The organism is Sphingobium sp. YR768 (assembly GCF_900111125.1).
In the GTDB taxonomy this organism is placed as follows: domain Bacteria; phylum Pseudomonadota; class Alphaproteobacteria; order Sphingomonadales; family Sphingomonadaceae; genus Sphingobium.
Genome location: NZ_FOGE01000008.1, coordinates 129,491 through 154,511, shown reverse-complemented (window position 1 = coordinate 154,511; position 25,021 = coordinate 129,491). Strand labels below are relative to the sequence as shown.

Here is a 25,021-nt window from a genome sequence, read left to right as displayed (position 1 = left end):
CGCTGCCAAGGGGTCAGATATTTTTGTTGCAATCTGTTTGACCAATTATTACCAATATCTCATAGGTTGAAAGACAGCTTAATGCGGGTCTCAAAATGGTAGCGCTACCGAAATAATCGGAGTGCTGCGGATATTGCGTGGGTTGCGGGCTCAAGGGGCTGCAATCGCGAGGTTTGCGAATGACAAAAAGGAGGGGTAAAATGAAGCCGAAGATGCTGGCAAAAACGCGTCTCATCCATTTCATGTCAAGCACAGGACTTGCTGCCGCTTTAATTGCTGGTCAACCAGTGGAAGCGCAATCAACGTCAGCAGCGCCCAATGCAGGGCCGTCAAAGTCTCCGCCTGTCCGTCCTGCTCCTCCGGCCCCCAAAACGACGCCGGATCGCGTCTCGTCGGAAGCCCCGGTTGTTTTGCCGCTTGATCCGCAGGCGGCCGACATCATCGTGACCGGCTACCGGCAATCATTGCAGGATTCGGCAAACACGAAGAAAAATGCGACGAATTTTGTCGACTCCATCTATGCTGAGGATGTCGGCAAATTCCCGGACCTGAACTTGGCGGAATCGTTACAGCGATTGCCAGGGGTGCAAATCGATCGCGATCGTTCCGGTGAGGGAACAACCATCAACGTGCGCGGTTTGAGCGCGGGCTTCACGGTAACGACCATCAATGGCTTTGCGACCACGACGACCGCTTATTCTGGCAACGAAGGTCGTGGGTCCGGATTGGATGTGCTACCCAACGAGCTGTTCCGCCGCTTGACGTTGAGCAAATCTCCGACTGCGAACATGGTGGAAGGGGGCACTGCAGGCGTCGTCGATCTCCAGCCGTTGCGCGCCTTCGACAGCAAAGGCTTCAAGATCAGCCTTCAGGCCCAGGGGCAGTATCAGGATGCCAATGGCTCCACCACTCCGCGCGCTGCGCTGATCGTGAGCGACAGGTTTGATACCGGGATAGGGGAGTTTGGCATCCTGGGTGCGCTGGCCTATGCAAGGAGGGACTATCGCAGCGAAAGCTTCGACACGATCGGCTGGACTTCGCTCAATGTTTCGCAGGTATGCCCCCGACCGACCACTGCAAACCCTAACACGGGATGCAATTCGAACAACCTTCTGACTGGCGGCTATGGTGGCGGTGCGGGGGCGACGCTCACGACGGTCCCAGGCAATATCCCTTCCGAGCTCGGATTGCCGGCAGCTGGTCAGCGTCTCACAATGTGTCTCAACAATGCGGCTGGCGGGACCTCCGGCTTGAGTTGTCAGGATCTGAGCTATGCGCTCGTTCCACGACTGATGCGAGCCGAACAGACGGTTGGCAAGCGTAGCCGCCTTGGGGGTTCGTTCAATTTCGAATATCGACCCATCCCCGACCTGCGTTTCCATGTCGACACCATGTTCAGCGACGTAAAGAACAAGTTTCGTCAGCACCAGTTGATGATGGTGGTGCGTAGTTACAACAATCAAATCCCTGTGGATTTTGAGCTGAACGAAGACAAGGTTCTGACATCCGGAACATTTGCCAACACCTATTTCCTGAACCAGTCGGATGGTGGCAACACACCATCGAGCTTGTTCTACAGGTCGGCAGGGATGGACTGGGACATTCAGCCGAATCTGAAATTTTCGATGTCGGGCATGATGAACAGCGGTCGCCTGTTGAACGAGGCGGTGCAATATACGATGCAGTCCGCCCCCGGCCGCATACCATTGACGTTCAGTCCGGCCGGCATTCCACAGCAGAATTTGGGAACAACCGATCTGACACCCGTGGCGACTGGTCAGTATGCTACATACAGCTATGTTCCTGGCGATCTTACGCCTTCTATCACCAGCAATTTGGATCTGGCGACGTTCAACAAATATGCGTGGAACAGCGCGTCGATCAGTGTTTCGCGGCAAAAGCTCGAGCAGAAGGCTTTCCGTTTCGATTTGGTCGGCGGCGACATATCGAATATCCAGTTTTCCGTCGGCTTCATGAAGAACCGCTTCGATCGCCGCATCACGGCTTATGGCGGTGGCCTCACAGCAGGATGTTTTCTGCGCGGGCAGTGCGGCACGACCTTCACATCGACCGAACAGTCTCTGCTGCAGGCGATACCCGATGCTCAGCTGGCAAATTACATGGTCCCATTGCCGTCCATGTCCCTGTTCAAGAATGCGCCGTTCGACGCCGGGTTCAACAATGGTTGGCTCGTCCCGGACTTCGACAAGATAGCGAACACCGTAAACCTCGACTATTTTCAGGAGGGCATCAATCCAGGTACCGACCCCACCAATTATCTGAGTTCCTACGCACGGCGCGATCTGCTCGAAGATACCAATTCGGGATATCTGATGGTCGACGGCAAAAAGGAGATATTTGGTCGGGAGCTGCGCTTCAATGCGGGCATGCGCTATGCCAGCACGTTCCAGAGCGCAAACGGCCGTGTCAACGACATCATCCTCGTCGGTGGTACCGGGGTTACGATCAGAAGTTTTTCCAACAAATATGACAACTGGTTGCCGAGCGCTAACTTCGCCTACATGCTGGATCGCAATCTTGTGTTGCGCGGCGCTGCTGCTCGTACGGTGACCGGCGTCAATCCGGCTGATCTCCAGCCGAATTTCAGCCTGGACCTGGATGCGACGACGTTCACATCCGGGAATCCCAAGCTTCAGCCGTTCTATGCGGATAATTTCGATATCGGCTTGGAATGGTATCCAAAGTCACGCACGGTGCTCACTTTCAACGCCTGGTGGAAGAATATCCATAATTATCCCTTCGTGCTGAATACCCAGCGGGCGTTCCGCGATCTGGGCATCAATTTCTCGGCACTGACGGATCGCCAGCGCGCGGCGATCAATGCGGGGGGTGGCCCCGACAATTATGTGATCCAGGTGGCGCAACGCCTGAACACCGACCTGGTCATCAAACTGTCGGGCCAGGAGTTCCAATGGATGCAGCCGACCGATTTCCTGATCAAGGGAACCGGGTTCAACGTGAACGTCACGCACATCAAGCAGTCGCTAAAGGGCAATGTACCCGCAACGCTCAACCCCAATGCTCTGCTTGCCGGCCTCGCGCCATGGACCTATAATGCGACAGCCTATTATGAAAGCAAGGCTTTCCAGCTGCGGCTGTCCTATGTCCACCGCGACGAAAATCTAAACCGAGTTTGCCCTTGTGACAACGTGGCGGGCGATCTCTACACAGTCGCAACAGACTATTTGGATGCGCAGCTTTCTTTCCCGCTGCCCTTCTATCAACGGTTCGTCTTTACGATCCAGGCGCAGAACCTCCTGAAGCAGGTCAATCTGACACGCTTCGACAAGCAGGAGGCACGCCCCTACAATGGTCAATATGCGGGCAGAAATTTCGTAGTCGGCCTTCGCGCCAGCTGGTGAGCTCTCCCCTGGGAGGCGGGATTGCGTGATGCCGCCTCCTCTTTTTCTGCATCCGGTCAGGTCTCTGGGCAGTTCCCTGCCAACGATATCGGGCTGACTAATGACGTCGGGATATTTTTTGGTAGCAGTCCTCAACGTTTTGACCGTTGCTTGGTGATCCACAGTTTTCGTGGCTTGGCCCAATCCTCATGACGGAGTAGCACATGAAGGGTAAGGAAGAATTAGCCCTGAACCGTCGAGATTTTATCGCGGGCAGCGCTGCTGTCGCGGCCTCTACGATGCTGCCTTTGACTGAGGGCGAAGGCCAAGCTGCGCTGCGGGCTGAGAGCGAACATTGCCTATGGTATCGCGATCCGGCTCGGAAATGGACTGAGGCGCTCCCAGTAGGCAACGGGCGCATCGGCGCAATGATATTTGGCGGCGTCGCGGAAGAGCGATTGCAGCTAAATGAAGATACATTATGGGCAGGTGGCCCATATGATCCGGTAAATCCACAAGCATCGTCCGCACTCGCACAAGTCCGTGATCTTATTTTTCAGGGGCGTTACGACGAGGCTCAGGCGCTTTCAGCGGAAAAGGTGATGGCTACGCCACTACGGCAGATGCCGTACCAGTCGTTTGGCGACCTGTGGCTGACCTTCCCAGGGTTGGACAAGATCGACATCGAAAATTATCGCAGGACGCTCGACATCGACGCGGCGCTACATACAACTCGTTTCCGCGTCGGGACAGTGGATTTCCTACGTGAGGTCGTAACCTCTCCAGCGGATCAGATTATTGCGATCCGGCTCTCAGCAAGCGAGCCAGGTTCGATATCGGTCGACCTTCATGCAACGTCACGGCAGAAAAACTGGTCCGCACAGCTACTTCCAGACGGCCAATTTCTATTATCTGGAACGAACGATGCGCGGTATGGCGTCGCAGCGTCTCTTAAATTCCAATGTCGTGTTAAAATGATTGCGACGGGCGGCGATATAGTCGCGCGTGAAGGGAAGCTATCGGCGACGGCGGCGGATGAAGTGACGATCATTATAGCCATGGCAACGAGCTATAAGAGCTACGACGACGTCAGCGCAGATCCTGCGGCGATCACCCAGAGTCAAATCACGAAGGCCAGCGGCAAGTCGTTTCAAGCGATAGCTGAACGTACTGCGGTGGATCATCGCGCTATATACCGCCGTGTTTCGATCGATCTTGGTCAGGCAGGCGGACCGGATAAGCCAACGAGCGAACGAATAGAAGGATCGCAAATCGCGCTGGACCCTGCCTTGGCAGCGCTATATTTTCGCTACGGGCGCTATCTGCTTATTACTTCATCCCGTCCGGGCTCGCAGCCCGCCAATCTACAGGGTATCTGGAACGATAGCATCGATCCACCTTGGGGTTCGAAATATACGGTGAATATCAACACCCAGATGAACTACTGGCCAGCCGAGCCGACGGCGATGCCCGAAATGGTCGAACCACTTATCGCATTGGTTCGCGATCTGGCGGAAACCGGCGCGGTTACAGCTAAACAAATGTACGGTGCGCGCGGTTGGGTATGTCATCACAACACAGATCTCTGGCGGGCCACGGCGCCTATTGACGGCCCGCAATATGGGCTTTGGCCGATGGGGGGAGCGTGGCTATGTTTGCATATCTGGGATCGCTACGACTATGGGCGCGATGCCCGGTATCTTGGCAGCGTGTATCCAATCTTGAAGGGTGCTTGCGAGTTTTTCCTCGACACGCTCGTCGAAGATCCAGCAACTGGCTGGATGGTGACAAACCCGTCCCTCTCCCCTGAAAACAATCATGGACATGGAGCCGGCTCGCTTTGTGCTGGTCCCACCATGGATATGCAGATTCTCAGAGCGCTCTTCACCCGCACGGCAAAGACTGCCAAGATTTTGGGTAAGGATCCGGCATTCATCGCAGAACTTGATACGATGAGGATGAAACTGGCGCCAAATAGGGTTGGTTCGCAAGGTCAGTTGATGGAATGGAAAGACGATTGGGACAAGGATGCGCAGGATCTGCATCATCGCCATGTCTCGCATCTTTTTGGCTTGTTTCCCGACAATCAAATCAATCTTGATGACACGCCGAAACTGGCAGCCGCTGCCAAACGGACGCTCGAAATACGCGGTGACAAAGCTACTGGATGGGCGACTGCGTGGAGGATCAATCTGGCTGCAAGGCTGCGCGAGGGCGACCATGCGCATCAGATACTTTCCTATCTGCTGGGATCGGAGCGCACCTATCCCAATATGTTCGATGCCCATCCGCCGTTCCAAATTGATGGAAATTTCGGTGGAACGTCAGGTATCTGTGAGATGCTGATGCAAAGCACCGGCATGACCATTCATCTTCTGCCAGCCCTGCCGTCAGCTTGGCCCTCTGGCTCGATCCGGGGAATCAGGGCAAGAGGAGGCTGCACTGTCGATATTATCTGGAAGCATAAACAGGTCGTGGAGGTGGTTATTGCGTCTGCAACTGGATGCATCCGGGAAATCCGTTGCGGCGCTATACGCCGCACTATTCGGCTTCACCAGGGAAATACTGTCCGGCTCGCTGGCCCAGAGTTGAACCGAGTATAGTTCACGTCATTATTTCTCTAGGCGTGCTGGTACAGTCAAGGGGACGCTGGGGAAACCGCTCGCCGAAAACCGTTCGAATTCGGTGAGAAACTCCCCGTTGCTTTTGGCATATGCGGGACAAGGGAGTTCGCCGATGAGCATGTCGAGGCTCTGCTAGCCCCAGATAGCGTTCATTTTCAAGCAGCGGAGAATGGAACGACGTTAGAGGAGATATGCCGACAGGCTGACTCTTGACCCAGACTTACTATCGAAGAGGAGCAACTAGGCGGCTTGATGCTGTAACAGCTGAAGCGGCTGACGGCTCCAGCAGCTTGTGAATCTTTGATTTAGCCCACAGCCTCGCAGGGTGACATATCCGCCCTGCGAGCCTGTTGCCGCGCACGTTGCCTTTGCGTGCCTATGAATGATTGCCGGGTTTAGTGCGAGTTGCGCGCAACATGATCGACCATAACAAAATAGGCATAGTGCCATGCAGGCTTTGGTCTTGGACAAAATGTCCCGGCAGTGAAACTGGAAAGATTGATGACCTTCCAGCGGCTTGGGTGACCTCCAGAGCATGCCAACTGCTCCATTGGCGCCCGATCGGACTTCAACGGTCAACGCCCAGTCTTCGGCAGATCATCAGCGCTTTATAACGATAAATCGGAAAATCATCGTCATGGCATCTTCAACGATCCCCAGGCCTGGGCTTGGATGGCTTTTACGCCCGCTCGCGGCGTTCATTGGTCTGCTTTCACTCTGGTTCATGATCGGCGGCATCATCCTGCTGACCGTATCGGGCTCCAGCTACTATCTGCTTGCAGGCATCGCACTGCTGTTCTCCGCCGTACAATTGTGGCGCCGCAAAATCTCGGGAGCCCTCGGCTTTGCTGGCGTTCTGATTGCCACGTTGCTTTGGACCATGTGGGAGACTGGCGCAAACTATTGGGGCTGGGTGCCTCGTATGGGGCTGCTGACCCTCATTGCGTTTATCGTGACGCTTATCCTTCCTACGCTGGATCGCGGGCCGACCCGTAAATTCGCGATGTGTTTTTCGGGCCTCATTGCCGCGATATTGCTGGTTGGCGTAGCACTGGCGTTCCAGCCGCACGGCTATGTGGCGCCCACCGGTCCTATCCCCGATGAGCCGATCCCCGGCATGTCGACGGCATCAAATTCCATCGCCGCCGACTGGAAAAACTATGGCGGCGACGGCAATGCCAACCGCTACAGCCCGCTGGCGCAGATCACGCCCGCCAACATCAGCAACCTCGAAACGGCCTGGACATTCCGCACCGGTTCGATGCCTGCCGATCTGAAAAACAATCGCTGGGCGCCGGAAACCACGCCGATCAAGGTCGGCGACGGCATTTACCTGTGTTCGGCCACCAACGACATGATGCGCGTCGACCCGGCCACCGGCAAGGAAGTGTGGCATTACAAGTCCAACGTCACGGAAAAGGATATTCCCTACACCGCGGCTTGCCGTGGCGTGACCTATTATGAATCGGCAAAGATACCGGTCGGTCAGGGCTGCCATTCGCGCATCCTCGAAGGCACGCTTAACATGAAGCTCATTACGGTCGATGCCGAAACCGGCAAGCCCTGCCCGGGCTTCGGCGAAGATGGCAAAGTCGACCTGTGGACCGGCATGGGCAAGGTCATTCCCGGCATGGCCGCCGTCACCGCTCCGCCTCCTGTGGTCAACGGTGTGATCGTCGTCAACCAGCAGGTCATGGACGGTCAGCGCCGTTGGTCGCCCTCGGGCGTGATCCGCGGTTATGACGCCGAAACCGGCGCCTTCCTCTGGGCGTGGGACGTCAACCGCCCGGGGAAGCGCGGCCTGCCCGGGCCGGGCGAAACCTACAGCAAGGGAACGCCGAATTCCTGGACCACCATGACCGGTGATCCCAAGCTTGGCCTTGTCTATGTGCCGACGGGCAATTCGACCGTCGATTATTACAGCGCCATGCGCACCCCGCAGGAAAATGCCGTCAGCACTTCCGTCGTGGCGCTTGATGTCAAGACCGGCGAAAAGCGCTGGATATTCCAGACCGTCCATAAGGATGCCTGGGACTATGACATGGGTTCGCAGGTCACCCTGCTGGACTATCCCGATGCGAAGGGCCGGGCCACCCCGGCGATGATCGTCCCCACCAAGCGTGGACAGACCTTCATCCTCGACCGTCGCAACGGCAAGCCGCTGACCCCTGTGGTCGAACGCCCTGCACCGGCCGGCAATGTTCCGGGGGATCCGCGTGCGCCGACGCAGCCATGGTCCATCGGCATGCCCGAAATGAGCGGACCCAAGCTGACCGAAGCGAAAATGTGGGGCATGACCCCGCTGGATCAGCTCTATTGCCGCATCAAGTTCCGCGACAGCCGTTACCTTGGCGAATTCACGCCTCCGGGCGTGGGCGACCACTGGATCGTCTATCCCGGCTTCAACGGCGGCAATGACTGGGGCAGCACGTCCTACGATCCGCATCGCGGCATCCTGGTTGCCAACTACAGCAACCTGCCTGTTCGCGAACGCCTGATCCCGCGTGCCGAAGCAGACAAGATGGGCCTGCGTTCGATGGATGACCCGGCCTACAAGCCGGGTGGCACACCGGTCGAAGGCAACGGGCCGCAGGCAGACACGCCCTATGCGATCGAAACGTCGATCCTGATGGTGAAGCTGACCAACATGCTCTGCAATGAGCCACCCTATGGCAAGGTGATGGCGATCGACATGCATACCCGCAAGACGTTGTGGGAGCGTCCGCTCGGCACCGCCCGTGCGAACGGCCCCTTCAACATCCCCACGGGCCTGCCGATCGAAATCGGAACGCCCAACAACGGCGGCCCGATGATGACCGGAAGCGGCCTGGTGTTCATCGCCGCAGCCATGGACAACCTGCTACGCGCGATCGACATCCGGACCGGCAAGGTCGTTTGGTCGACCGTGCTGCCCGCTGGCGGTCAGGCAACCCCTATGACATACGAGCATAAGGGACGCCAATATGTGCTGATGATGGCCGGCGGCCATCATGTGATGGGCACGCCGACGGCGGACTATCTTGTCGCCTATGCGTTGAAGCGGTAAGATGCTCTGAGAGCGGTCAGCGCCGTCGCAAGCGACGGCGCTGACCGCCTACTCATGCAGAATATCCGCTAAAAATCGTAAAAATGCTGATATTGGGGATCGAGTGAGGCTGCAGCATCTGTGGCCATGAAATCGCGGATGACGCCTTTGATCGAGGACACAAGCGCCTCGTCCTCCTGCAACCGGTGGCACAGATAAACGGGCAAATGCACATCTTCTTGGTCGACGAGCCGATACTCGATGTCGGACCTTAAATGTCGCGCGGTAGCCGGGATCAGGCATACGCCCATGCCAGCGGCAGCAAGGGCGAGGGCGGTATCGATCTCGTTGACCTCGCGGATCTCCCGATTAATACTGCCGAACTGCGCGAACCATGCCACCGTCTGGTCGCCAAATCCGCCCTTCATCTTGGGATTCGAGGGATAGATAATCAGATCGAAGCCATCGAGGTCACTTATGCGTACGGTTGTATCGTCCATAGCGAGCGGATGACGGCGGGAAAATGCCGCGAAAAGCCTTTCATCACGAAGGCGGACATGCACGATCTTTTCGTCGCTATCACGGTGCCTGCTGAAGCCGATGTCTATTGAGCCCTTGCGAAGGCTTTCTGCCAATTCAGTTGATTTGAGCTCAGACCAGCGCACATCGATATCTCTGAGCTGTTCTTCCAAACGCGACATTACAGCTGGTAGCCCCCCGTAGACGATCGTGGGGGAGAACGCGACGTTCAGTATCCGCGTTGCGCGTGACCCGATCTGGCGAACGGCCCTCTCCATCTTTCCTGCCTGTTCCAGTAATGCTGCCGCTTCCTTCTGGAGTTGCCGACCTGCTCTTGTCAGTTGAAATGGTCGAGATTGGCGGTCGATCAAATCAACACCCAACTGCTCTTCAAGCCGCGCGATTTGTCGACTCAGGGCCGGCTGAGCGATGTTGAGCTGTTCGGCTGCGCGCGTGAAATTTCCCTGCTCGGCAACGACGAGGAACTTACGCAACTGCTTTAGTTCGATCATCCCGTTCCCCCCGCAGAGTCCATGCTCGATAGGCCGCATATCTTGGGTCGAGACATCTCCCTATCGTTAATTTATCTTCGTCCGGTTGCCAGCGCATATCGTCTCATTCGATGGCATATGGTCAACTGTCTCCGTTCGCGCAGATGGCCAATGGTCTGTCTCCCTTTCTTGCCACTGGGCGGGCTATTATGGTCGTAATCGGCCTGTTTCCTGCGTCACAGCTTCGATAATTGCCATTTGCACGGCCTGGATTCGTGGGGCGTGCCGGGTGTCTTGATGAACCCCCATCCAAATCTCACGCATCAAGGTTTCGGCGGTCGGAACGCGAACGAGAGCATCGACCGTATCGGCCGCGTAGCATGGCAGGAAGCCCAGCCCGACGCCTCGAGCTACCGCTCGCATCTGAACCTCTCGGCTGTTGGCGAAAAGGGCGACTTCGGCCTTTGGGAAACGCGCCGAGAACCATCGCGCATCCGGCGTGTCGACAAGATCATCTTGAACCCTCACGATTCTGTGACCTTCGCCGGTCGTCGAGCGATCGGGCGCGCCGAACCGATCGAGATACGCACCGGACGCATAGACGCCAAAGGCCATGTCGCCGATCTTGCGGACGATGGTTTCATGCGCGTCGAAACGTCCGAGCCGCACGGCGATGTCTGCCTCGCGCCGGGCCAGACTAAGCGACCGATTATCGGTGATGAGCTCGATGGAGATGCCAGGATGGGTCTGGTGGAGCGATGCAATGCCCACAGTGAGGATATGCGCCGCAAAGGTTTCAACAGCAGTTACGCGGACAATGCCTGTTAGCCTTTGATCATCCCCTGCGATGGTGCGTTCCAACGCCAGCGCCGCATCCTCCATCTGCATGGCCTGGTCGAGTATGGCCGACCCTCCTGCTGTGAGACGGAAGCCGGTCGGCGTGCGCTCCAAAAGAGTAGCGCCGACCCGACCATGGAGATGGTCGAGCCGGCGGCTCATCGTGGACTGGCTGACTTTAAGCGCCCGGGCGGCAGCGGATAGCGATCCGTGTCGCGCTATGGCGAGAAATGTGTGGATGTCATCCCAGTCGAGCATTTTGCCTCATGCACCCCGCTTCGCGTCGATGCTCCATGCACCAGCTCCTGCAAAAGCCAGATACAGGAAGTTGAAGCAGAAGAGGATGGCGAGTTCGCCCATGTTGAGAACGGGATAGAAGCCCATCGGCAAGTGTACCATGAAATAAGCCACCGCCATCTGGCCGGAAAGTAGAAAGGCAATCGGGCGGGTGAAGATGCCCAGCATCACCGCGAAGCCACCTGCCAGTTCCAGAACGCCGGCGAGGCCGAACAGAGTGAACAGGGGAACCTGGCCAGGGGCCGCGCCAGCAGGGAATCCGAATAGCTTCACGATGCCATGGCTCAGAAACAAAAGAGCGGTCACCACGCGGAAAATCGAGAGAATCCGTGGCGTCCAAATCGTGATGGAGGAGGTTGTGTTGGTCATTGTGATGTCCTTTCGTAAATTTCAGGCTGCGTTTTGAAGATTGGCCCCTGCGAGCCAGCGATTGATGATGGTAGTGGTCGCTTCGCCGACGCCGTGCCCGACACCTGTGGTCCATGCGCCATGGACCTGATGTCCCGCGTGGCTGAGTGCGGCGCCGGCCTCGACGGAAAGGGTCGGCGGCATGACAGGATCGTCCCGGTCGTGGACCAGCAGCAGATTGGCGGGCTGGGTCTGCGCGGCAGTTTCGGCGGCCAGCCGCCCTGCGATTGCAACTGCGCGGCCGTGGAAATGACCGCCAGCGATGAGGGCAAGCGTCATGATGGCGCCCTGGCTGAAGCCTGTGAGCACAAGGTCGTCGCGACGCACGCCATGGTCCTGGGCGACCCGATCCAGCATCTCGAGCAGTTTCGGGATCGCGGCCTGAACGCGACCGGGACGGTTCGCTTCTGTAACCCCGGCAACCGAGAACCACTGCCGACCCAGGCTATTGGCATGGAAGGGTTCGGGGCCATCTAGCGCGATAACATCTGATTGCGCGGTCAGCGGTTTTAGGGCCGAGGTCATGTCACGGGCGTTGGATCCGACACCGTGCAGAGCGACGATAAGTTGTCTGGTCATGCGATTTCTCCAAAGGCGAAGGCGTCCATGCGCAACACGCCATGCGTGGTGCTGGCATGGAGATGTTCTGGGAATTTACCGCCTGCCGCGCCCATCGCGACAAACAGAGGGAGCAGATGTTCTTCGGTCGGGTGGTTGCGACGTGCAAAGGGAGCACGCTCGCGATAGTCGAGGACATCCTCGACCCTTTCCTGCTCGAGGGCGATTGTCATCCATTCAGCGAAGTTATCCACCCACTGCGGGGCAGGCGCATGGAGAGCGTGATAATATTCCCGAAAACTCGACAGGTCGTGCGTGAAGCTTCCGGATCCGACGATCAACACATCTTCGTCACGCAATGGAGCGAGAAGCTGACCCAGACGGTAGTGATAAGCGGCATCTTTGGATGATTCGACCGAAAGCTGGGCCACCGGGATATTCGCATCTGGGAACATAAGGCTAAGAGGCACCCAGGCGCCGTGATCGAGGCCGCGCTCCTTGTCCCGTTCGACCTTCGTTCCATCGCTCGAAAGGAGTGCCGTGACCCTATCTGCGAGCCAGACCGAACCGGCAGCAGGATAGCGGATACGATATAGTTCGGCCGGGAAACCGTGAAAGTCATGGATCGTGGAATTGATCGCTGGCGTATTGATCGTCGGATTTGCTGCCTCCCAATGGGCAGATATGACGAGTATCGCCTTGGGTGATTGAGGAAGCAGTGCGGCATAGCCTTCAAGGAAGGTGCGCGCCGGGGCATCGGTGAGGGGGAATGTTGGTGCCCCATGGGATACGAAAAGAGAAGGAAGCATGACAACCTCGCAATTTGCTTTCCATGCTTATGGCGCATCCCAAACCGCTGAGATATTCACTATTTTAGGGCATCACCTATCCGTTTTTGCATACCATGCCCATTGCCGCCTTCGTGTGCCGCTATCGGGCGATCAGCTGGTGACGACTTCTGAAAAGAAGCTCTGATTGGCGTAATGATCGATGAAGGCACGCTGTGCGGCAGGCATGCCCTGGCGCGTGGCAAAGACCATATGCACCAGGCCATCGACCGTATGCAGGTTCGGTAACACCCGCGCCAATCGTCCGGCCTCTACGTCTGCCACGCAATTCTGCTCGTGGAGCAGCGCTACCCCGAGCCCATCCAGTGCGGCCTCTCTTATGATCATGGAGTCGTTGCTGCACAGGCGTGGTCGATGTACCACTCGCCTTGCCTCTCCAGCATCATTTACCAAGTCCCACCGATCATGATCCACATGGTCCCCTATAGTGAGCGTCGCGCCCTGGGGGAGGGTGTCGATCGTGATCGGCGCCACCTGTTCGAGATAGGCGGGACTGGCAACCAGCATCCTGCGGCTGCGCCCGATCTGACGCATCGTCAATGACAGATCGGACTCCGGCTTGAGATCGATGCGGAAGGCGACGTCATATCCTTCACGGATGATGTCGACACGCCGACCGGTGAGATCCATGAACACGCGCACGTTGGGATGCCGCACAAGGAACGAGCCTAACGTCTGGGAACCCAGATAGCGGGCCAGCCCAGGTGGGCACGCAATCCGCAATGTGCCACTTACATCGTCCCGGGTATGGGCTGCGATAGCGCGGGTCGTCTCGAGGCTCTGCTGGATGATCTCGCACTGTTGATAGATTTGCTGCCCCGCATCGGTAATCCTGATGCTTCGCGTTGAACGCTCGAGAAGGCGCGTGCCCAGCTCATCCTCCAGCTTTGCGACGCGTTTGGATAGTTTCCCGCGGGTTTCTCCAGTCGCGCGTTCAGCCGCAGAAAAGCCACCGTATCGCACCACCAGTGCAAAGCTTTGAAGATCGTAGAAATCCATGAATGCAAGATGCCATTGTGGCCATGTAGGAAACGCTCTGTGCCAGATAGCCTCTCTACCCTCAAGTGCGCGGCGCGATAAACGAGACCATCAGTCTCGAGAGGCGAACATGCAACAGACAGTTAGAAGGCCGTTTTCCACCGACGCGTCGGAACCTGGCCTTTTCACCGCTCAGGAAGAGCGGGTTTTGATATTGTCTCTGAGCGATCCGCTCTTTTCCGCAAGAGCCGTGAAACGGCCTCGGCAAAGAGTCATGGAGATGATCTTCGGCCCAGCACAAAACTACCGACTCGCAAATCCGCGCCTCGAGACGCTGAGGCGCACGGCCGTCATGATGCGCTGCATGGGTTATATAACCGAGCGTGATGCGTATGAGTTTGAGAGGGCTGGCTTCTCCGACGATCATCTGGAAATGATGCGGGGCCTTTTCTCCCAATCATCCTCGTCGATGGGTTCTACCTCCAAACATTAGACGTCCTTTCATCGAATCTGCGCGATCGATGAGTCGCGCAGATTCTGGGCATATTTCCGATCAGTCGGCTGTATCGGTCTAGCAAGCGCGTTTGCTTTAGTGGCAGCGCCAACGACAGTCATCGTCCCTCGCACGGCGGCCATCGCTTTGCCAGCTTCTGAAAGGGCCTTGAACCTGTCGGACATTATTGTGTGGCGATTGAGCATGGTTGGTCGCCTGCTGGAAACCCTGCCGTCCGCGTGAACAAACGATTTGGCGCTTTGAAGAAGGCGTCGGCATGACACGGGTCGTGAAGATATTCCTGATTGTGTCCATGTTGGAGACAGTCTCGCGCCTATCGGAGCAGTTATCTCATTCCACAGTGATATCTATTTCGCACTCACCTTGAAACAAGTTGGAAAAGGGTGAGAAAACATGAAGAACATGATCATCGGTGCGGTCGCCTTGGGAACCGCCTTTGTTTGTAATCCAGCTAACGCTGAAAGCTTCCAAGGCCCCTATGTCGGTGCACAGGCAGGCTGGAATCAGGACAGCATCGGGGCTACGACATCCGATGTCGGTCGCCTTGAAATGCACGAGTCACGCGCGAGCTTCGTTGGCGGCGTGTACGCCGGATATGACTATCAGGTGACGCCCCACATCGTTCTGGGCGTGGAAGCCGGTTTCGACCTCGCTCCCGATGACGCTTCTCGCGTCGGCGGAGCGTTGATCGATCCTAACTATTCCTTCGATCTAGGCGCCCGCGCGGGTTATGTAGTGGGCGATAAAACGCTCGTCTATGTTCGGGGAAGCTATGAGAATATGAGGGCACAGGTCCAGAACGGTGCCGTATCCGGGCACGACACGTTTGACGGCTGGGGCGTTGGTGGAGGCGTCGAGCGCTTTGTGACCGACAAGGTGTCGGCGCGGGTGGAGTATCGCTACAGCGATCTGAGCAACGGTGGCAAGTTCGATCGCCATCAGGCGCTGGTCGGTGTCGCCTACCATTTCTGACGTCGAATGCTTGCAACACAATATCAGGACGACCAGTGGTACATGGTCGTCCTGATATTGTGCATCGGTAGGCGCGACGCATTCAACCGCGTGGTTTGCGGTGGCTTTCCCCGGTGCGATGATCTCGTCAGAACCGCCGGAGTTGATGCGCGATAGGATCGGGCAGTTTGCGGTTTCTGGCAGGTTCTTGCTCAGGGATGCTTGGACAACCGGGCCGGTAAAGCATTTAGCTTCATATATAGTTGCCGAAGTTTCAATTGCTCTGCAAAAATGGTGAACGATCCGCCGATCCGCCGATCCGCCGATCCGCCGATCCGCCGATCCGCCGATCCGCCGATCCGCAGCCGTAGAGGCCAGCTCTTGCACCTTGTCTAGGCTGTCCAGCCGCAAGCGAGGCGGCGACGGATTTCTCAGGCGCTGCAGCTGCGGCCCCCGAGATCGCGAAGAAATCGGCGGTCGTCGCGATCTGCAGGCTGACCTGACCTTATCGAATAGATTTGTTGAAGCCAGGCTCGAAAATGATGGGGAGTTCAGCGACCGGTCTATGGTTGCACATCGCAGGCGGCCGTCGTCACGGCTCTTCCGCTGATGATCTGCGAATATATCCCAGCGCTCAGTTTCGGTGTACGTTTTTGCGTATTGAAGTCGACATGGATCATGCCGAACCGACTGCCATATCCAAACAGCCATTCAAGATTATCGTGGCTGGACCAGACATGATAACCGCGCACATCGGCACCGTTGGTCATGGCTTTCTTCATGGCGGCGATATGGTCGACAAGATATTTGCAACGCTTGCGATCGTTAACCGCGCCATCGGTCATTTCATCGTCACCTGGAAAGCCTGCGCCGTTCTCGGTGATGAAAACAGGAGGGTTTCCATATTCGATGCGGATGCGGTCCAAAAGGGCGGTGAACTGGTCCGGACGCACGGGGCCATTATAGGCCGCGTAAACGCCCTTGGGGACGAACATCTCGGCAGCATATCCATCGGTCGCCGCGTCCGCAGTATGGCGGATGAAGAGCGGTGAATAGAAATTGATACCAAGATAATCGAAATCGGCAGCATGTATTGCGGCAGCGTCCCCCGGACGCACGTCGATGTCGCCACCCAAAGCCGAAACGGCCTGAAGCACATCCGCTGGATAGCTGCCCTTGTACATGGCATCCAGAAACCAGCGGTTCATCACGCCGTCAGCCAGTTGCGCCACTTTCCGATCCGCAGGGGACGCGCCAGCTTCGGTTAGCGTGGGGAAGAGAGGGAGGGCGAGACCCAGCCGACCAGCATATCCCTTCGCATCGAAGCTCTTCTTTGCTGCCGCAGATGCAAGCAAGAGGTGATTGAAGGTCCGAAGAGCGCCGGGAAGGTCGCTGGCCGGCGGCACGATTGCAAACGCGCCTTTGCCGCCAACCATACGCTGCTCGGCCAGCTTCTTCATCGCCCGCTCCACCAACGGTTCGTTAACCAGAACATATAGATCGACCTGATCATGGAAGTTGTCGAAGACCACGTCCGCATAATGACGAAACCAATCGATTGAGGCGCGATTTTCCCATCCGCCAGCCCGTGCCAGTGATAGCGGCATATCCCAATGGTAGAGGGTCAGCATTGGTTGGATGCCGGCAGCCTTCAGATCATCGATAAACTCCCGGTAATGTGCTATCGCTGCCGGGTTCGCAGGGCCGACCCCGTCGGGGATGATGCGAGGCCAGGAAATCGAGAAGCGATAGCTTGTCAGCCCCATCTGCTTCATGAGCGCGATATCCTTGAGATACTGCGTCCTGTCGTAGAAGTTGATGGCAACAGCCCCCGACATGCCAGGGCCTGCGAGATCAAGGTCGTCGAGATAATGGTCCCATATCGATCGACCCTTACCATCAGCAGCGACCGCGCCCTCCACCTGATAGGCAGCAGAGGCGGCCCCCCAGCGGAAGGGTTCCGGTGCCGGCTCCGCCGACACGCTACTGGACATGGTTGCAGCCATTGTCGCGAGCAGGAAGCGCCGCCACATCGCCTATGCCTTGCTAGCGGGGTAGTGGCTTACCCAGGCTGCAAAAGCAGTAATGAAGGAGGATATGAACGTTTTGCCGGATCCCTCGACCAGGCTTCCCTCTGCTGTGAAAAGATCGGCCGAGTGGCCAAGATAGGCCTCTGGTTGCTGCATCGCGGGCATGTCGAGGAAGACGAGGCTCTGGCGGAGATGGTGGTTAGCCCCGAACGCCCCAAGCGCGCCTGGTGACTGCGACAGAATGCCGGCCGGCTTGCCCGCCCAAACGCTCTGACCATAGGGCCGGGATCCAACATCGATGGCGTTCTTGAGCGCGGCCGGAACGGACCGGTTATACTCCGGCGTGACGAACAGGATACCATCAAGAGGCGTGACCTCGCCACGGAAACGCTGCCAGGCCATCACGCCTTCATCCTCGAGTTCGGGATTGTATAACGGCAGGTCGCCGATCTCTATGATCCGCATCTTCACGCGATCATCGGCCAGGGAGATCACGGACTTCGCTAGTTTTCTGCTGAGGCCGTCACGTTGCAAGCTGCCGACCAAGATGCCGACCGTAGGAAGTTCTGCCATATCAGTCTCCGTGGCAAAAATTGCCTTCATTTATTGTATCAAGCGCTTTTCTTCGACCCAGCCGGACGCGACGGCCATGGCTGGCCGTCGCGCCTATCGTCCGTCAGGCGACTGGCTGGATTCGCAGAATCGGCTTGATGGTAACGCCGCGCTCGGAATCCTCAATCGCCTGATTGATATCCGTAAAATCGTAGAAGCGCACAAGACGGTCGAACGGGAAGCGCCCCTGTTTGTACAGGTCGATCATGACCGGAATGAATGTCTTGGCGACTACATCCCCCTGAACAATGCCCATGATACGACGGCCTGGGATCATAACGTCGTTGACGTTGAAGGCCACTTCTGTACCTTCCTTGGTTGCGCCTACGATCCCGCAGGTCCCGAAGATGCCGAGGGAGTCTATCGCCTGGCGCAGGACCTCTGGCCGACCGCTCGCCTCCAGCGCGAAGTCGGCACCCCCGCCGGTTATTTCGCGCACCGTCTCGGTAGCATCGACCTCGCGACTGTTGATTATATGTGTGGCTCCAAGTTCGCGGGCGAGCGCGAGGCGGGCCGGGTTCACGTCAACCGCGATGATGGTTGTAGCACCTGCGACCTTGGCAGCCATGATCGCCGACAGCCCGACAGCCCCTGTGCCAAAAGCAACGAAGCTGGATCCGGCGCGGACCTTGAGCGCGTTGAGCACTGAGCCCGCGCCCGTCTGAATGCCGCAGCCTAGCGGACCAAGCAGTTCCAATGGCACGTCCTTGGGCACGCGCACGACGTTGCGCTCGTTGGCGAGCGCATATTCTGCAAACGCCGATTGCCCGAAAAAATGGTCATGAACAGGATGGTCGTGTTCGTCGGTGGCAGAGCTTGTTCCGTCCAGTCGTCCTCCGCCGAAGTTGAGCGGCCCCATATGCTCGCAGTGCGCCGGATGGCCCGATTCGCACGTGTCGCACAAACCGCAAGACATATAGGTCATCACGACATGGTCGCCCGGCGCGATCGTGGTGACATCTGAACCGATCGCTTCGACGACCCCGGAGCCTTCATGGCCCAGGATCATAGGGAGTGGAGCGGTAAAATCCTGATTCCGCACCACCATGTCGGTATGGCAGACACCACTCGCGACGACCCGGACGAGTACCTCGGTTGGCTTTGGTGCTCCGAGCCTGACGTTCTCGAGCAGGAACTCGCCGCCCTTTTCGCGAACCACCGCTGCGCGCACCGGGTGAGCATGTTCCAATTCCGCCATGTCGTGTCTCCTGAGTACCGACCGCCGCACGGCGCGGCGTCCTTGGGCAGCCATCTAAGAGCATCAAGGAAGTTATTCAATGCGTAATCTATTTGACAAAGCGTAATTCGATCCTATTTGATTTTGCATCGAACGACGCTGCCGACTCCCGAAGCCGACGCGCCAGTCATTACATCGGGCGGTGCCGCCGCTCATTATGTGGAGAATGAAGATGGACGTACGTCTGGTCATCGATAACGATGCGTTGGAGGCGGGCTCGGGGCGCTGGTTCGAGCGCCGCAATCCTATTTCGGGCGAAGTGGTTACCCGCGCTGCGGCAGGTGACAAGGATGACGCTGTCCGGGCAGCGGAGTCTGCCAGCAAGGCTTTCAAGGGATGGTCGAAGACCGGCCCCAGCGAACGGCGCGCTCTGCTTCTCGCCGCCGCTGACCGGCTTGAAGCCAAAAAAGACGATTTCATCGCTGCGATGGCGGCAGAAGTTGGTGCGTCGGCGCTCTGGGCGGCCTTCAATGTGATGGGGTCTGCTGCTTTGCTGCGCGAAGCGGCGGGTCTGGTGACGCAGGTTCAGGGTGAGACTATCCCGACCGATAAGCCAGGCACGCTTTCGATGACGCTGCGCCAGCCTGTCGGCGTGGTGCTTAGCATCGTGCCATGGAATGGTCCCGTCCTGCTGGCTGCCCGTGCGATCGCCTATCCGATAGCCTTCGGCAACACTGTCCTGTTCCGGGCGTCCGAGACCAGTCCACGAACCCATGCGTTGATCGCCGAAGCCTTTTATGAAGCCGGTCTTCCAGCTGGAGTGCTTAACTTCGTCGTGAATGCGCCGGACGACGCCCCCGAGGTCATCGACGTGCTGATCGCGCATCCGGCGGTGCGGCGCGTCAACTTCACGGGTTCCACTCGCGTGGGTCGGATCATCGCAGAGAAGTGCGCCACGCAGTTGAAGCGCTGTCTGCTGGAACTGGGCGGAAAAGCACCTTTCGTAGTGCTGGATGACGCCGATCTCGACGGGGCGGTGAACGCTGCGGCCTTTGGTGCCTTTCTTTATCAAGGGCAGATTTGCATGTCCACGGAGCGCTTCGTGGTGGACGAGTCGGTCGCAGACGCCTTTGTCGAAAAATTCGTGGCGAAGGTAGCATCACTTGCGGCCGGTGATCCCGTCTCCGATCCTTCGGTCGTAATCGGGCCTGTCGTTGACGCACGCTCGGGCATGCGCATCAATGGTCTGATCGAGGATGCACTCGAGAAGGGAGCAATTTTGGCGACCGGTGGTAAAGCCCAAGGCGCGCAGATGCCTGCGACGATCGTCGATCATGTAAAGCCTGGCATGGCTATCTACGACGAGGAAACTTTCGGTCCGATCACTACCGTAGTCCGCGTGGCGAACGTCGATGAAGCCGTCCGGATTGCCAACGACACGGCTTATGGCCTGTCTTCGGCGGTGTTCGGGCGCGATGTCAGCCGCGCGCTGGCAGTCGCCGAGCAGATCGAAGCGGGCTGCGTCCATATCAATGGCGCGACGGTGCAGAACGAGCCGCAGGCACCCTATGGCGGCATGAAGCAGAGTGGCTATGGCCGTTTTGACGGCCGTGCGGTCATCGACGAGTTTACCGAGATCAAGTGGGTGACCATCGAACCGTCCAATCAGGCTTACCCGTTCTGAAGGGGCAGGCGCGGCCCGGCACCGGGCTGCGCCTTTTTCCAAAGCAAGACAATGATGCGCGCCTCCTCACTCATCCTCCTCAACGGGCTTGCCCTTGCTGGCTGTGCCTCCATACCGCATATCGCGGATGGTCCCCACATGCTTGCGGCCGTTACGCCGCACAGTGCGCAATCTTTGGAAGCGCCTGCGATCGACTGGCCGCAGGATGAGTGGTGGCGGCGCTATCGCGATACGCAGCTTGATGCGCTCATCGAGGCTGCACTGACTTCCTCTCCCAGCCTTGATATCGCCGCCGCCCGGGTGCGCCGCGCCGAAGCCTTTGTCGACCAGAGCAGGGCAAGCGACCTCCCGCAATTGAGCATATCGGGTAGTTTCGCCGAGGCAAAGGCAAGCTATTGGAATGGCGTCCCTTATGCGGGCGTCCCTAAGGGTGTGAACGATGCCGCATCGGTGCGCGCCAGCCTGGACTGGAACCTGGATTTCTTCGGACGCAATCGGGCAGCCATAGGTGCGGCGCTTTCGTCGGCGCAGGCTGCACGGGCGGAAGCGGCCCAGGCGCGGCTTCTGCTGACTACCTCCATCGCCGGGGCCTATGCTGACCTGCTTGGTCAGATGCGTGACGCAAATCTCGCGGAAGACACGGTGGAGGTGCGTGCTCGAACCGCTGATCTGGTCCGTCGCAGGCGGGCGCAGGGCCTCGAGACGCTCGCGTCCGAAGGGCAGGCCGACAGCGCGCTCGAAACAGCCCGTCAGATGTCCCGTGCTACCGAGGAAGTGGCAGATCTCACCCGGCTGAGGATTGCGGCGTTGATTGGTGACGGTCCTGACCGTGCATTGGCAATTTCCCGCCCGGCCGATCCAGAAGTGCCGACCTTCGGTCTTCCGGCAAATCTTCCAGCAGATCTGATCGGTCGCCGACCCGATGTTCGCGCGGCACGGTTCCGGGTGGAAGTTCGCGCCTCGCAGGTGGGCGTGGCCAAAGCGGGCTTCTATCCTAGTGTCAACCTGTCCGCATTCATCGGCCCCCAAGTGCTTGGCCTTGGCAAGTTCTTTGATGCAGGGTCGATCGCGGGAAATATCGGTCCGGCCATCAGCCTCCCGATATTCCGGGGCGGCGCCCTGTCGGCCAATCTGCGCGGAGCGCGTGCCGATTATGACGAAGCTGTGGCGAGCTATAACGACACGCTTCTACGCGCCTTGCAGGATGTGGCGCAGGTCACGACAAGTGAGCGAGCGCTGGCAGAACAACTCGATCATGCACAAAAGGCGCGCGACGCGGCGCAGGTCGCATATCAGGCAGCAACCGAACGCTACCGTGGCGGGCTGCTCAACTATATCGCAGTATTATCCGCTGAAAACACGCTCATCGCCTCGAAACGCGCAGTATCGCAACTCGAGACCCGCCGGTTCACGCTCGACGTTGCGCTCGTGCGCGCGCTCGGCGGCGGCGCCTGAACCGTTTGGAGTCCCCTATGACCGACGCCGCTGCAACTTCCCCAAATTCTCACCGCCCCACTGAACCCGAGGATGGCGAACGCCGCTGGGTTCGCTTCGTGCCGTGGATGATATTGGTCCTCGTAGTCGTGGGCGTGATCCTGGCGACGACCAACTGGAACCGGTTCGAGGCGGATCGGTCGGTCCAAACGACTGACAATGCGACTATTCAGGCGGAGTCGGCCGTGGTGGACGCGAAAGTCTCGGGATATGTCCGGACCGTGAACTTTACCGACTTCCAACAGGTGAAGGCCGGTGACGTTCTGGTCCAGCTCGACGATAGAGAGGCGCGGGCCGCCGTGCTGCATGCCGAGGCTACGTTGGCGAAGGCGAAGGCCGTCCTGGCCAATCTCGATCACGAGCTTGATGCGCAGCAGGCGGTCATCGCCCAGGCACGAGCGGCGGTTTCGGGCAATGCAAGTAAGTTGCTTCTCGCGCGCGCGGATCAGCGCCGCTTCGCAGCACTGGCAGAAACTGGCGCAGTAACCGGTCAGGAAAATGATAGCGCAAGCGCCAATGCGAACGTGCTTGAAGCCTCGCAGGCAGCCAGCGTTGCTGCGCTCGATCTTCAGAACCGGCAGCTGGATGTGCTGCGGGGTCAAAGGGCTCAGCGCGAGGCCGACGTGCTCGCAGCGCAGGCTGCGCTTGAGAGTGCGCGGATCACGCTCTCCTACAACCGGATCGTGGCCCCGACCGATGGTATCGTGGGTCAGCGACTGGTTCAGCTCGGCAGCTTGCTCAGCCCTGGGTCGGCCGTCGTGAACTTCGTCGCCAGTACGCCGCCCTATGTGGTCGCCAACTACAAGGAGACGCAGCTGGCGCGTATCGCACCGGGTCAGCGCGTCGACGTTCTCGTCGACAGCTTTCCTGGTGAACGGCTCGTTGGGCATGTCTCAAGGCTCGCCCCCGCAAGCGGTGCGACCTTTTCAGCGCTTCCAGCGGACAATGCGACCGGCAACTTCACGAAGGTTACGCAGCGGGTGCCGCTCAGGATCGATCTTGCGCCGGGACAGGCGATCATCAAGCGGCTGCGCGCCGGCATGTCCGTGACGACAAGGATCGAAACGCGTGGGTGATGTCGCGACTGCTCGGCGCAGCCGTCATTGGCTGCCGGACGGAATGCTCACACGTCGTATCGGCTCTGTGGTTGCCGTGTTGCTTGGGACATTGACCACCAGCCTGTTCACCCGTGATTTCGGCGTTTCGCTGGCTGATATCCGTGGGGCATATGGACTGAGCGTGGACGAAGGCGCATGGCTCAGCACCGTCACCAACGCTGCCCAACTCCTCTCTGCGCCCGCTGTGCCTTTGTGCGTAGTCATGTTCGGACCACGACGAATCCTTGGCTGGTCGGCATCAGCGTTCATCCTGGTAACGGCGCTGGCACCGATGGCGTCGGGAATGATCGCCATATTCGTCGTGCATTCCACGATCGGGTTCCTTCTGGGTTGCTTCGTACCGGCGACGCTGGCGATCGTCTTTGCGAACCTATCGCCCCGTTACTGGCTCTTCGCGCTTGCTCTCTATAGTCTGCGGTTGACGCTGGCATTGCATACAGGTGTCTCGCTCAGCGGCTGGTTCGTAGAGGATCTGGGTTGGCAGGCGATATATTGGCAGGCGACATTGTTCGGCATCGCCTTCCTCCTCCTGGCGCTTGTAAGCTTCCCCCAGCGCGAGATCGGATGGAGCTTGTTTTCACGGACGAACAAGGGCGAGGTGGCGATGTTCTGCGTCGGGCTGACGCTGGTCTATGTAGGGCTGGACCAAGGCAACCGCCTCGACTGGCTCGCGTCCGGAACGGTCGTTGCGTGCCTGACTGGCGGAATGCTTCTCGTCCTGGCTGCGGTAGTATGGCAATTTTTCTCACGCGTTCCATTCGCCCATCCTGCTGCGCTACTTCGACGCAACATCCACATGCCACTGATAATCGTGACGCTGTTCGGCGTAACAAGTGGTGCAACCTCGGTACTGATCCCAAACTTCCTGGCGGTCGTCGGTCATCTCAAGCCCGAGCAGTCCGGAGCCGCGCTCTGGGGTGTCGATCTTGTACAGCTTGTCGCACTGCCCGTGGCGATCTGGTCGATCCGGCGAGCCGATCCGCGTCTGACCGTTGCCGGGGGGCTGCTCCTCGTGATGTTTGGCTGCTGGCTCGGCAGTGGCATCACGCATGACTGGCGGGCAGGCGACTTCATCACGATGAGCGTGCTGATCGGAATAGGCAATGCCGCCGTTCTGCTGACGATGATCGCGATGACCGTCGCGAATGCAGCGCGCGAAGAGCTTATCTCCATCGTTGCATATATTCAGATACCCCGTGTCCTAGGACCAGAGCTGGGACTTGCGATACTCACCACTTTGCTGCGCAAGCGTGAGGCTGTTGCCTCGGTGCTTGCGGGCAGCAATGTCGAGCGGGTGCGGGGGAGCGCGCTCGACTTCCATATTAGTGGAATGGGATCTGTCATTCGAAGGGAGGCGACCGTCCTTTCCTATGCGGACGCGTGGACCTTCTGCTTTTGGGTAGCAGCGCTCGCTATGCTGCTCGCGATGTTTCTGCGGCGGACGCCATCACACCCGCTCGTCAAATTGCCTCGTCCCTAATAAAGCGATGCTCA

The 25,021-nt window shown here is 58.4% G+C and carries 18 protein-coding genes; 9 read left to right on the top strand and 9 right to left on the bottom strand.

Annotated elements, in window-relative coordinates:
- Nucleotides 1–200: 200 nt before the first annotated feature.
- The 3 genes from BMX92_RS11910 to BMX92_RS11900 all read left to right on the top strand — a co-directional run bounded on the left by BMX92_RS11910 (nt 201) and on the right by BMX92_RS11900 (nt 9,032).
- Nucleotides 201–3,383 carry a TonB-dependent receptor gene (locus BMX92_RS11910; protein ID WP_177185018.1) on the top strand — a complete coding sequence of 1,061 codons (3,183 nt, stop codon included), beginning with the start codon at nt 201–203 and terminating at the stop codon, nt 3,381–3,383.
- 203 nt (nt 3,384–3,586) lie between these two features.
- Entirely contained in the window at nt 3,587–5,965 is a 2,379-nt protein-coding gene (locus BMX92_RS11905) for a glycoside hydrolase family 95 protein (RefSeq protein ID WP_093016654.1), read from the top strand.
- Between the two features lie 658 nt (nt 5,966–6,623).
- The gene (locus tag BMX92_RS11900) at nt 6,624–9,032 is read left to right on the top strand and encodes a membrane-bound PQQ-dependent dehydrogenase, glucose/quinate/shikimate family (protein WP_093016652.1); all 2,409 of its coding nucleotides are present in this window, start codon (nt 6,624–6,626) and stop codon (nt 9,030–9,032) included.
- Between the two features lie 68 nt (nt 9,033–9,100).
- Here BMX92_RS11900 and BMX92_RS11895 read toward each other — a convergent pair whose 3' ends face one another.
- The 6 genes from BMX92_RS11895 to BMX92_RS11870 all read right to left on the bottom strand — a co-directional run bounded on the left by BMX92_RS11895 (nt 9,101) and on the right by BMX92_RS11870 (nt 13,968).
- On the bottom strand, nt 9,101–10,042 hold the full coding sequence (locus BMX92_RS11895) for a LysR family transcriptional regulator (RefSeq protein ID WP_177185017.1): 942 nt from the start codon (nt 10,040–10,042) through the stop codon (nt 9,101–9,103).
- 186 nt (nt 10,043–10,228) lie between these two features.
- On the bottom strand, nt 10,229–11,116 hold the full coding sequence (locus BMX92_RS11890) for a LysR family transcriptional regulator (protein ID WP_093016648.1): 888 nt from the start codon (nt 11,114–11,116) through the stop codon (nt 10,229–10,231).
- 6 nt (nt 11,117–11,122) lie between these two features.
- On the bottom strand, nt 11,123–11,524 hold the full coding sequence (locus tag BMX92_RS11885) for a DoxX family protein (protein ID WP_093016646.1): 402 nt from the start codon (nt 11,522–11,524) through the stop codon (nt 11,123–11,125).
- Between the two features lie 21 nt (nt 11,525–11,545).
- Nucleotides 11,546–12,142: a hypothetical protein gene (locus BMX92_RS11880; RefSeq protein WP_093016644.1), complete on the bottom strand. Its 597-nt coding sequence runs from the start codon at nt 12,140–12,142 to the stop codon at nt 11,546–11,548.
- Nucleotides 12,139–12,930 carry a DODA-type extradiol aromatic ring-opening family dioxygenase gene (locus tag BMX92_RS11875; RefSeq protein ID WP_093016642.1) on the bottom strand — a complete coding sequence of 264 codons (792 nt, stop codon included), beginning with the start codon at nt 12,928–12,930 and terminating at the stop codon, nt 12,139–12,141. Before BMX92_RS11875 ends, BMX92_RS11880 begins: the two co-directional genes overlap by 4 nt.
- Nucleotides 12,931–13,062: 132 nt before the next feature.
- A complete protein-coding gene (locus tag BMX92_RS11870) occupies nt 13,063–13,968 on the bottom strand; it encodes a LysR family transcriptional regulator (protein WP_093016640.1) in 906 nt (301 codons plus the stop codon).
- 253 nt (nt 13,969–14,221) lie between these two features.
- On the opposite strand from BMX92_RS11870, the gene BMX92_RS26935 reads away from it, so the two are divergent.
- Both BMX92_RS26935 and BMX92_RS11860 read left to right on the top strand, forming a co-directional pair.
- The gene (locus BMX92_RS26935; RefSeq protein ID WP_143066776.1) at nt 14,222–14,440 is read left to right on the top strand and encodes a hypothetical protein; all 219 of its coding nucleotides are present in this window, start codon (nt 14,222–14,224) and stop codon (nt 14,438–14,440) included.
- A 414-nt stretch (nt 14,441–14,854) separates the two neighbouring features.
- The gene (locus BMX92_RS11860) at nt 14,855–15,433 is read left to right on the top strand and encodes an outer membrane protein (protein WP_256213401.1); all 579 of its coding nucleotides are present in this window, start codon (nt 14,855–14,857) and stop codon (nt 15,431–15,433) included.
- 542 nt (nt 15,434–15,975) lie between these two features.
- On the opposite strand, the gene BMX92_RS11855 is transcribed toward BMX92_RS11860, so the two are convergent.
- From BMX92_RS11855 to BMX92_RS11845, 3 genes are all read right to left on the bottom strand, one after another.
- The gene (locus tag BMX92_RS11855) at nt 15,976–17,445 is read right to left on the bottom strand and encodes a glycoside hydrolase family 1 protein (RefSeq protein ID WP_218145773.1); all 1,470 of its coding nucleotides are present in this window, start codon (nt 17,443–17,445) and stop codon (nt 15,976–15,978) included.
- Nucleotides 17,446–17,448: 3 nt separating this feature from the next.
- Nucleotides 17,449–18,015, bottom strand: coding sequence for an NADPH-dependent FMN reductase (locus BMX92_RS11850; protein WP_093016735.1), 567 nt, complete (start codon nt 18,013–18,015; stop codon nt 17,449–17,451).
- A gap of 103 nt (nt 18,016–18,118) precedes the next feature.
- The gene (locus BMX92_RS11845; RefSeq protein ID WP_093016733.1) at nt 18,119–19,252 is read right to left on the bottom strand and encodes an NAD(P)-dependent alcohol dehydrogenase; all 1,134 of its coding nucleotides are present in this window, start codon (nt 19,250–19,252) and stop codon (nt 18,119–18,121) included.
- 211 nt (nt 19,253–19,463) lie between these two features.
- On the opposite strand from BMX92_RS11845, the gene BMX92_RS11840 reads away from it, so the two are divergent.
- From BMX92_RS11840 to BMX92_RS11825, 4 genes are read left to right on the top strand one after another with little or no spacing between them, the layout of a single operon-like run.
- Nucleotides 19,464–20,915 (top strand): aldehyde dehydrogenase, encoded by a 1,452-nt coding sequence (locus tag BMX92_RS11840; protein WP_093016731.1) that lies wholly within the window; start codon nt 19,464–19,466, stop codon nt 20,913–20,915.
- Between the two features lie 51 nt (nt 20,916–20,966).
- Nucleotides 20,967–22,370 carry an efflux transporter outer membrane subunit gene (locus BMX92_RS11835; RefSeq protein ID WP_093016636.1) on the top strand — a complete coding sequence of 468 codons (1,404 nt, stop codon included), beginning with the start codon at nt 20,967–20,969 and terminating at the stop codon, nt 22,368–22,370.
- Nucleotides 22,371–22,387: 17 nt separating this feature from the next.
- A complete protein-coding gene (locus BMX92_RS11830) occupies nt 22,388–23,485 on the top strand; it encodes an HlyD family secretion protein (RefSeq protein ID WP_093016634.1) in 1,098 nt (365 codons plus the stop codon).
- Nucleotides 23,478–25,007 (top strand): MFS transporter, encoded by a 1,530-nt coding sequence (locus tag BMX92_RS11825; RefSeq protein ID WP_143066775.1) that lies wholly within the window; start codon nt 23,478–23,480, stop codon nt 25,005–25,007. Before BMX92_RS11830 ends, BMX92_RS11825 begins: the two co-directional genes overlap by 8 nt.
- Nucleotides 25,008–25,021 lie beyond the last annotated feature (14 nt).

Excerpts from the sequence above, each read along its gene's own strand:
- BMX92_RS11910 (WP_177185018.1), top strand. The coding sequence starts at position 201 with ATGAAGCCGAAGATGCTGGCAAAAACGCGTCTCATCCATTTCATGTCA.
- BMX92_RS11905 (WP_093016654.1), top strand. The coding sequence starts at position 3,587 with ATGAAGGGTAAGGAAGAATTAGCCCTGAACCGTCGAGATTTTATCGCG.
- BMX92_RS11900 (WP_093016652.1), top strand. The coding sequence starts at position 6,624 with ATGGCATCTTCAACGATCCCCAGGCCTGGGCTTGGATGGCTTTTACGC.
- BMX92_RS11895 (WP_177185017.1), bottom strand. The coding sequence starts at position 10,042 with ATGATCGAACTAAAGCAGTTGCGTAAGTTCCTCGTCGTTGCCGAGCAG.
- BMX92_RS11890 (WP_093016648.1), bottom strand. The coding sequence starts at position 11,116 with ATGCTCGACTGGGATGACATCCACACATTTCTCGCCATAGCGCGACAC.
- BMX92_RS11885 (WP_093016646.1), bottom strand. The coding sequence starts at position 11,524 with ATGACCAACACAACCTCCTCCATCACGATTTGGACGCCACGGATTCTC.
- BMX92_RS11880 (WP_093016644.1), bottom strand. The coding sequence starts at position 12,142 with ATGACCAGACAACTTATCGTCGCTCTGCACGGTGTCGGATCCAACGCC.
- BMX92_RS11875 (WP_093016642.1), bottom strand. The coding sequence starts at position 12,930 with ATGCTTCCTTCTCTTTTCGTATCCCATGGGGCACCAACATTCCCCCTC.
- BMX92_RS11870 (WP_093016640.1), bottom strand. The coding sequence starts at position 13,968 with ATGGATTTCTACGATCTTCAAAGCTTTGCACTGGTGGTGCGATACGGT.
- BMX92_RS26935 (WP_143066776.1), top strand. The coding sequence starts at position 14,222 with ATGGAGATGATCTTCGGCCCAGCACAAAACTACCGACTCGCAAATCCG.
- BMX92_RS11860 (WP_256213401.1), top strand. The coding sequence starts at position 14,855 with ATGAAGAACATGATCATCGGTGCGGTCGCCTTGGGAACCGCCTTTGTT.
- BMX92_RS11855 (WP_218145773.1), bottom strand. The coding sequence starts at position 17,445 with ATGTGGCGGCGCTTCCTGCTCGCGACAATGGCTGCAACCATGTCCAGT.
- BMX92_RS11850 (WP_093016735.1), bottom strand. The coding sequence starts at position 18,015 with ATGGCAGAACTTCCTACGGTCGGCATCTTGGTCGGCAGCTTGCAACGT.
- BMX92_RS11845 (WP_093016733.1), bottom strand. The coding sequence starts at position 19,252 with ATGGCGGAATTGGAACATGCTCACCCGGTGCGCGCAGCGGTGGTTCGC.
- BMX92_RS11840 (WP_093016731.1), top strand. The coding sequence starts at position 19,464 with ATGGACGTACGTCTGGTCATCGATAACGATGCGTTGGAGGCGGGCTCG.
- BMX92_RS11835 (WP_093016636.1), top strand. The coding sequence starts at position 20,967 with ATGATGCGCGCCTCCTCACTCATCCTCCTCAACGGGCTTGCCCTTGCT.
- BMX92_RS11830 (WP_093016634.1), top strand. The coding sequence starts at position 22,388 with ATGACCGACGCCGCTGCAACTTCCCCAAATTCTCACCGCCCCACTGAA.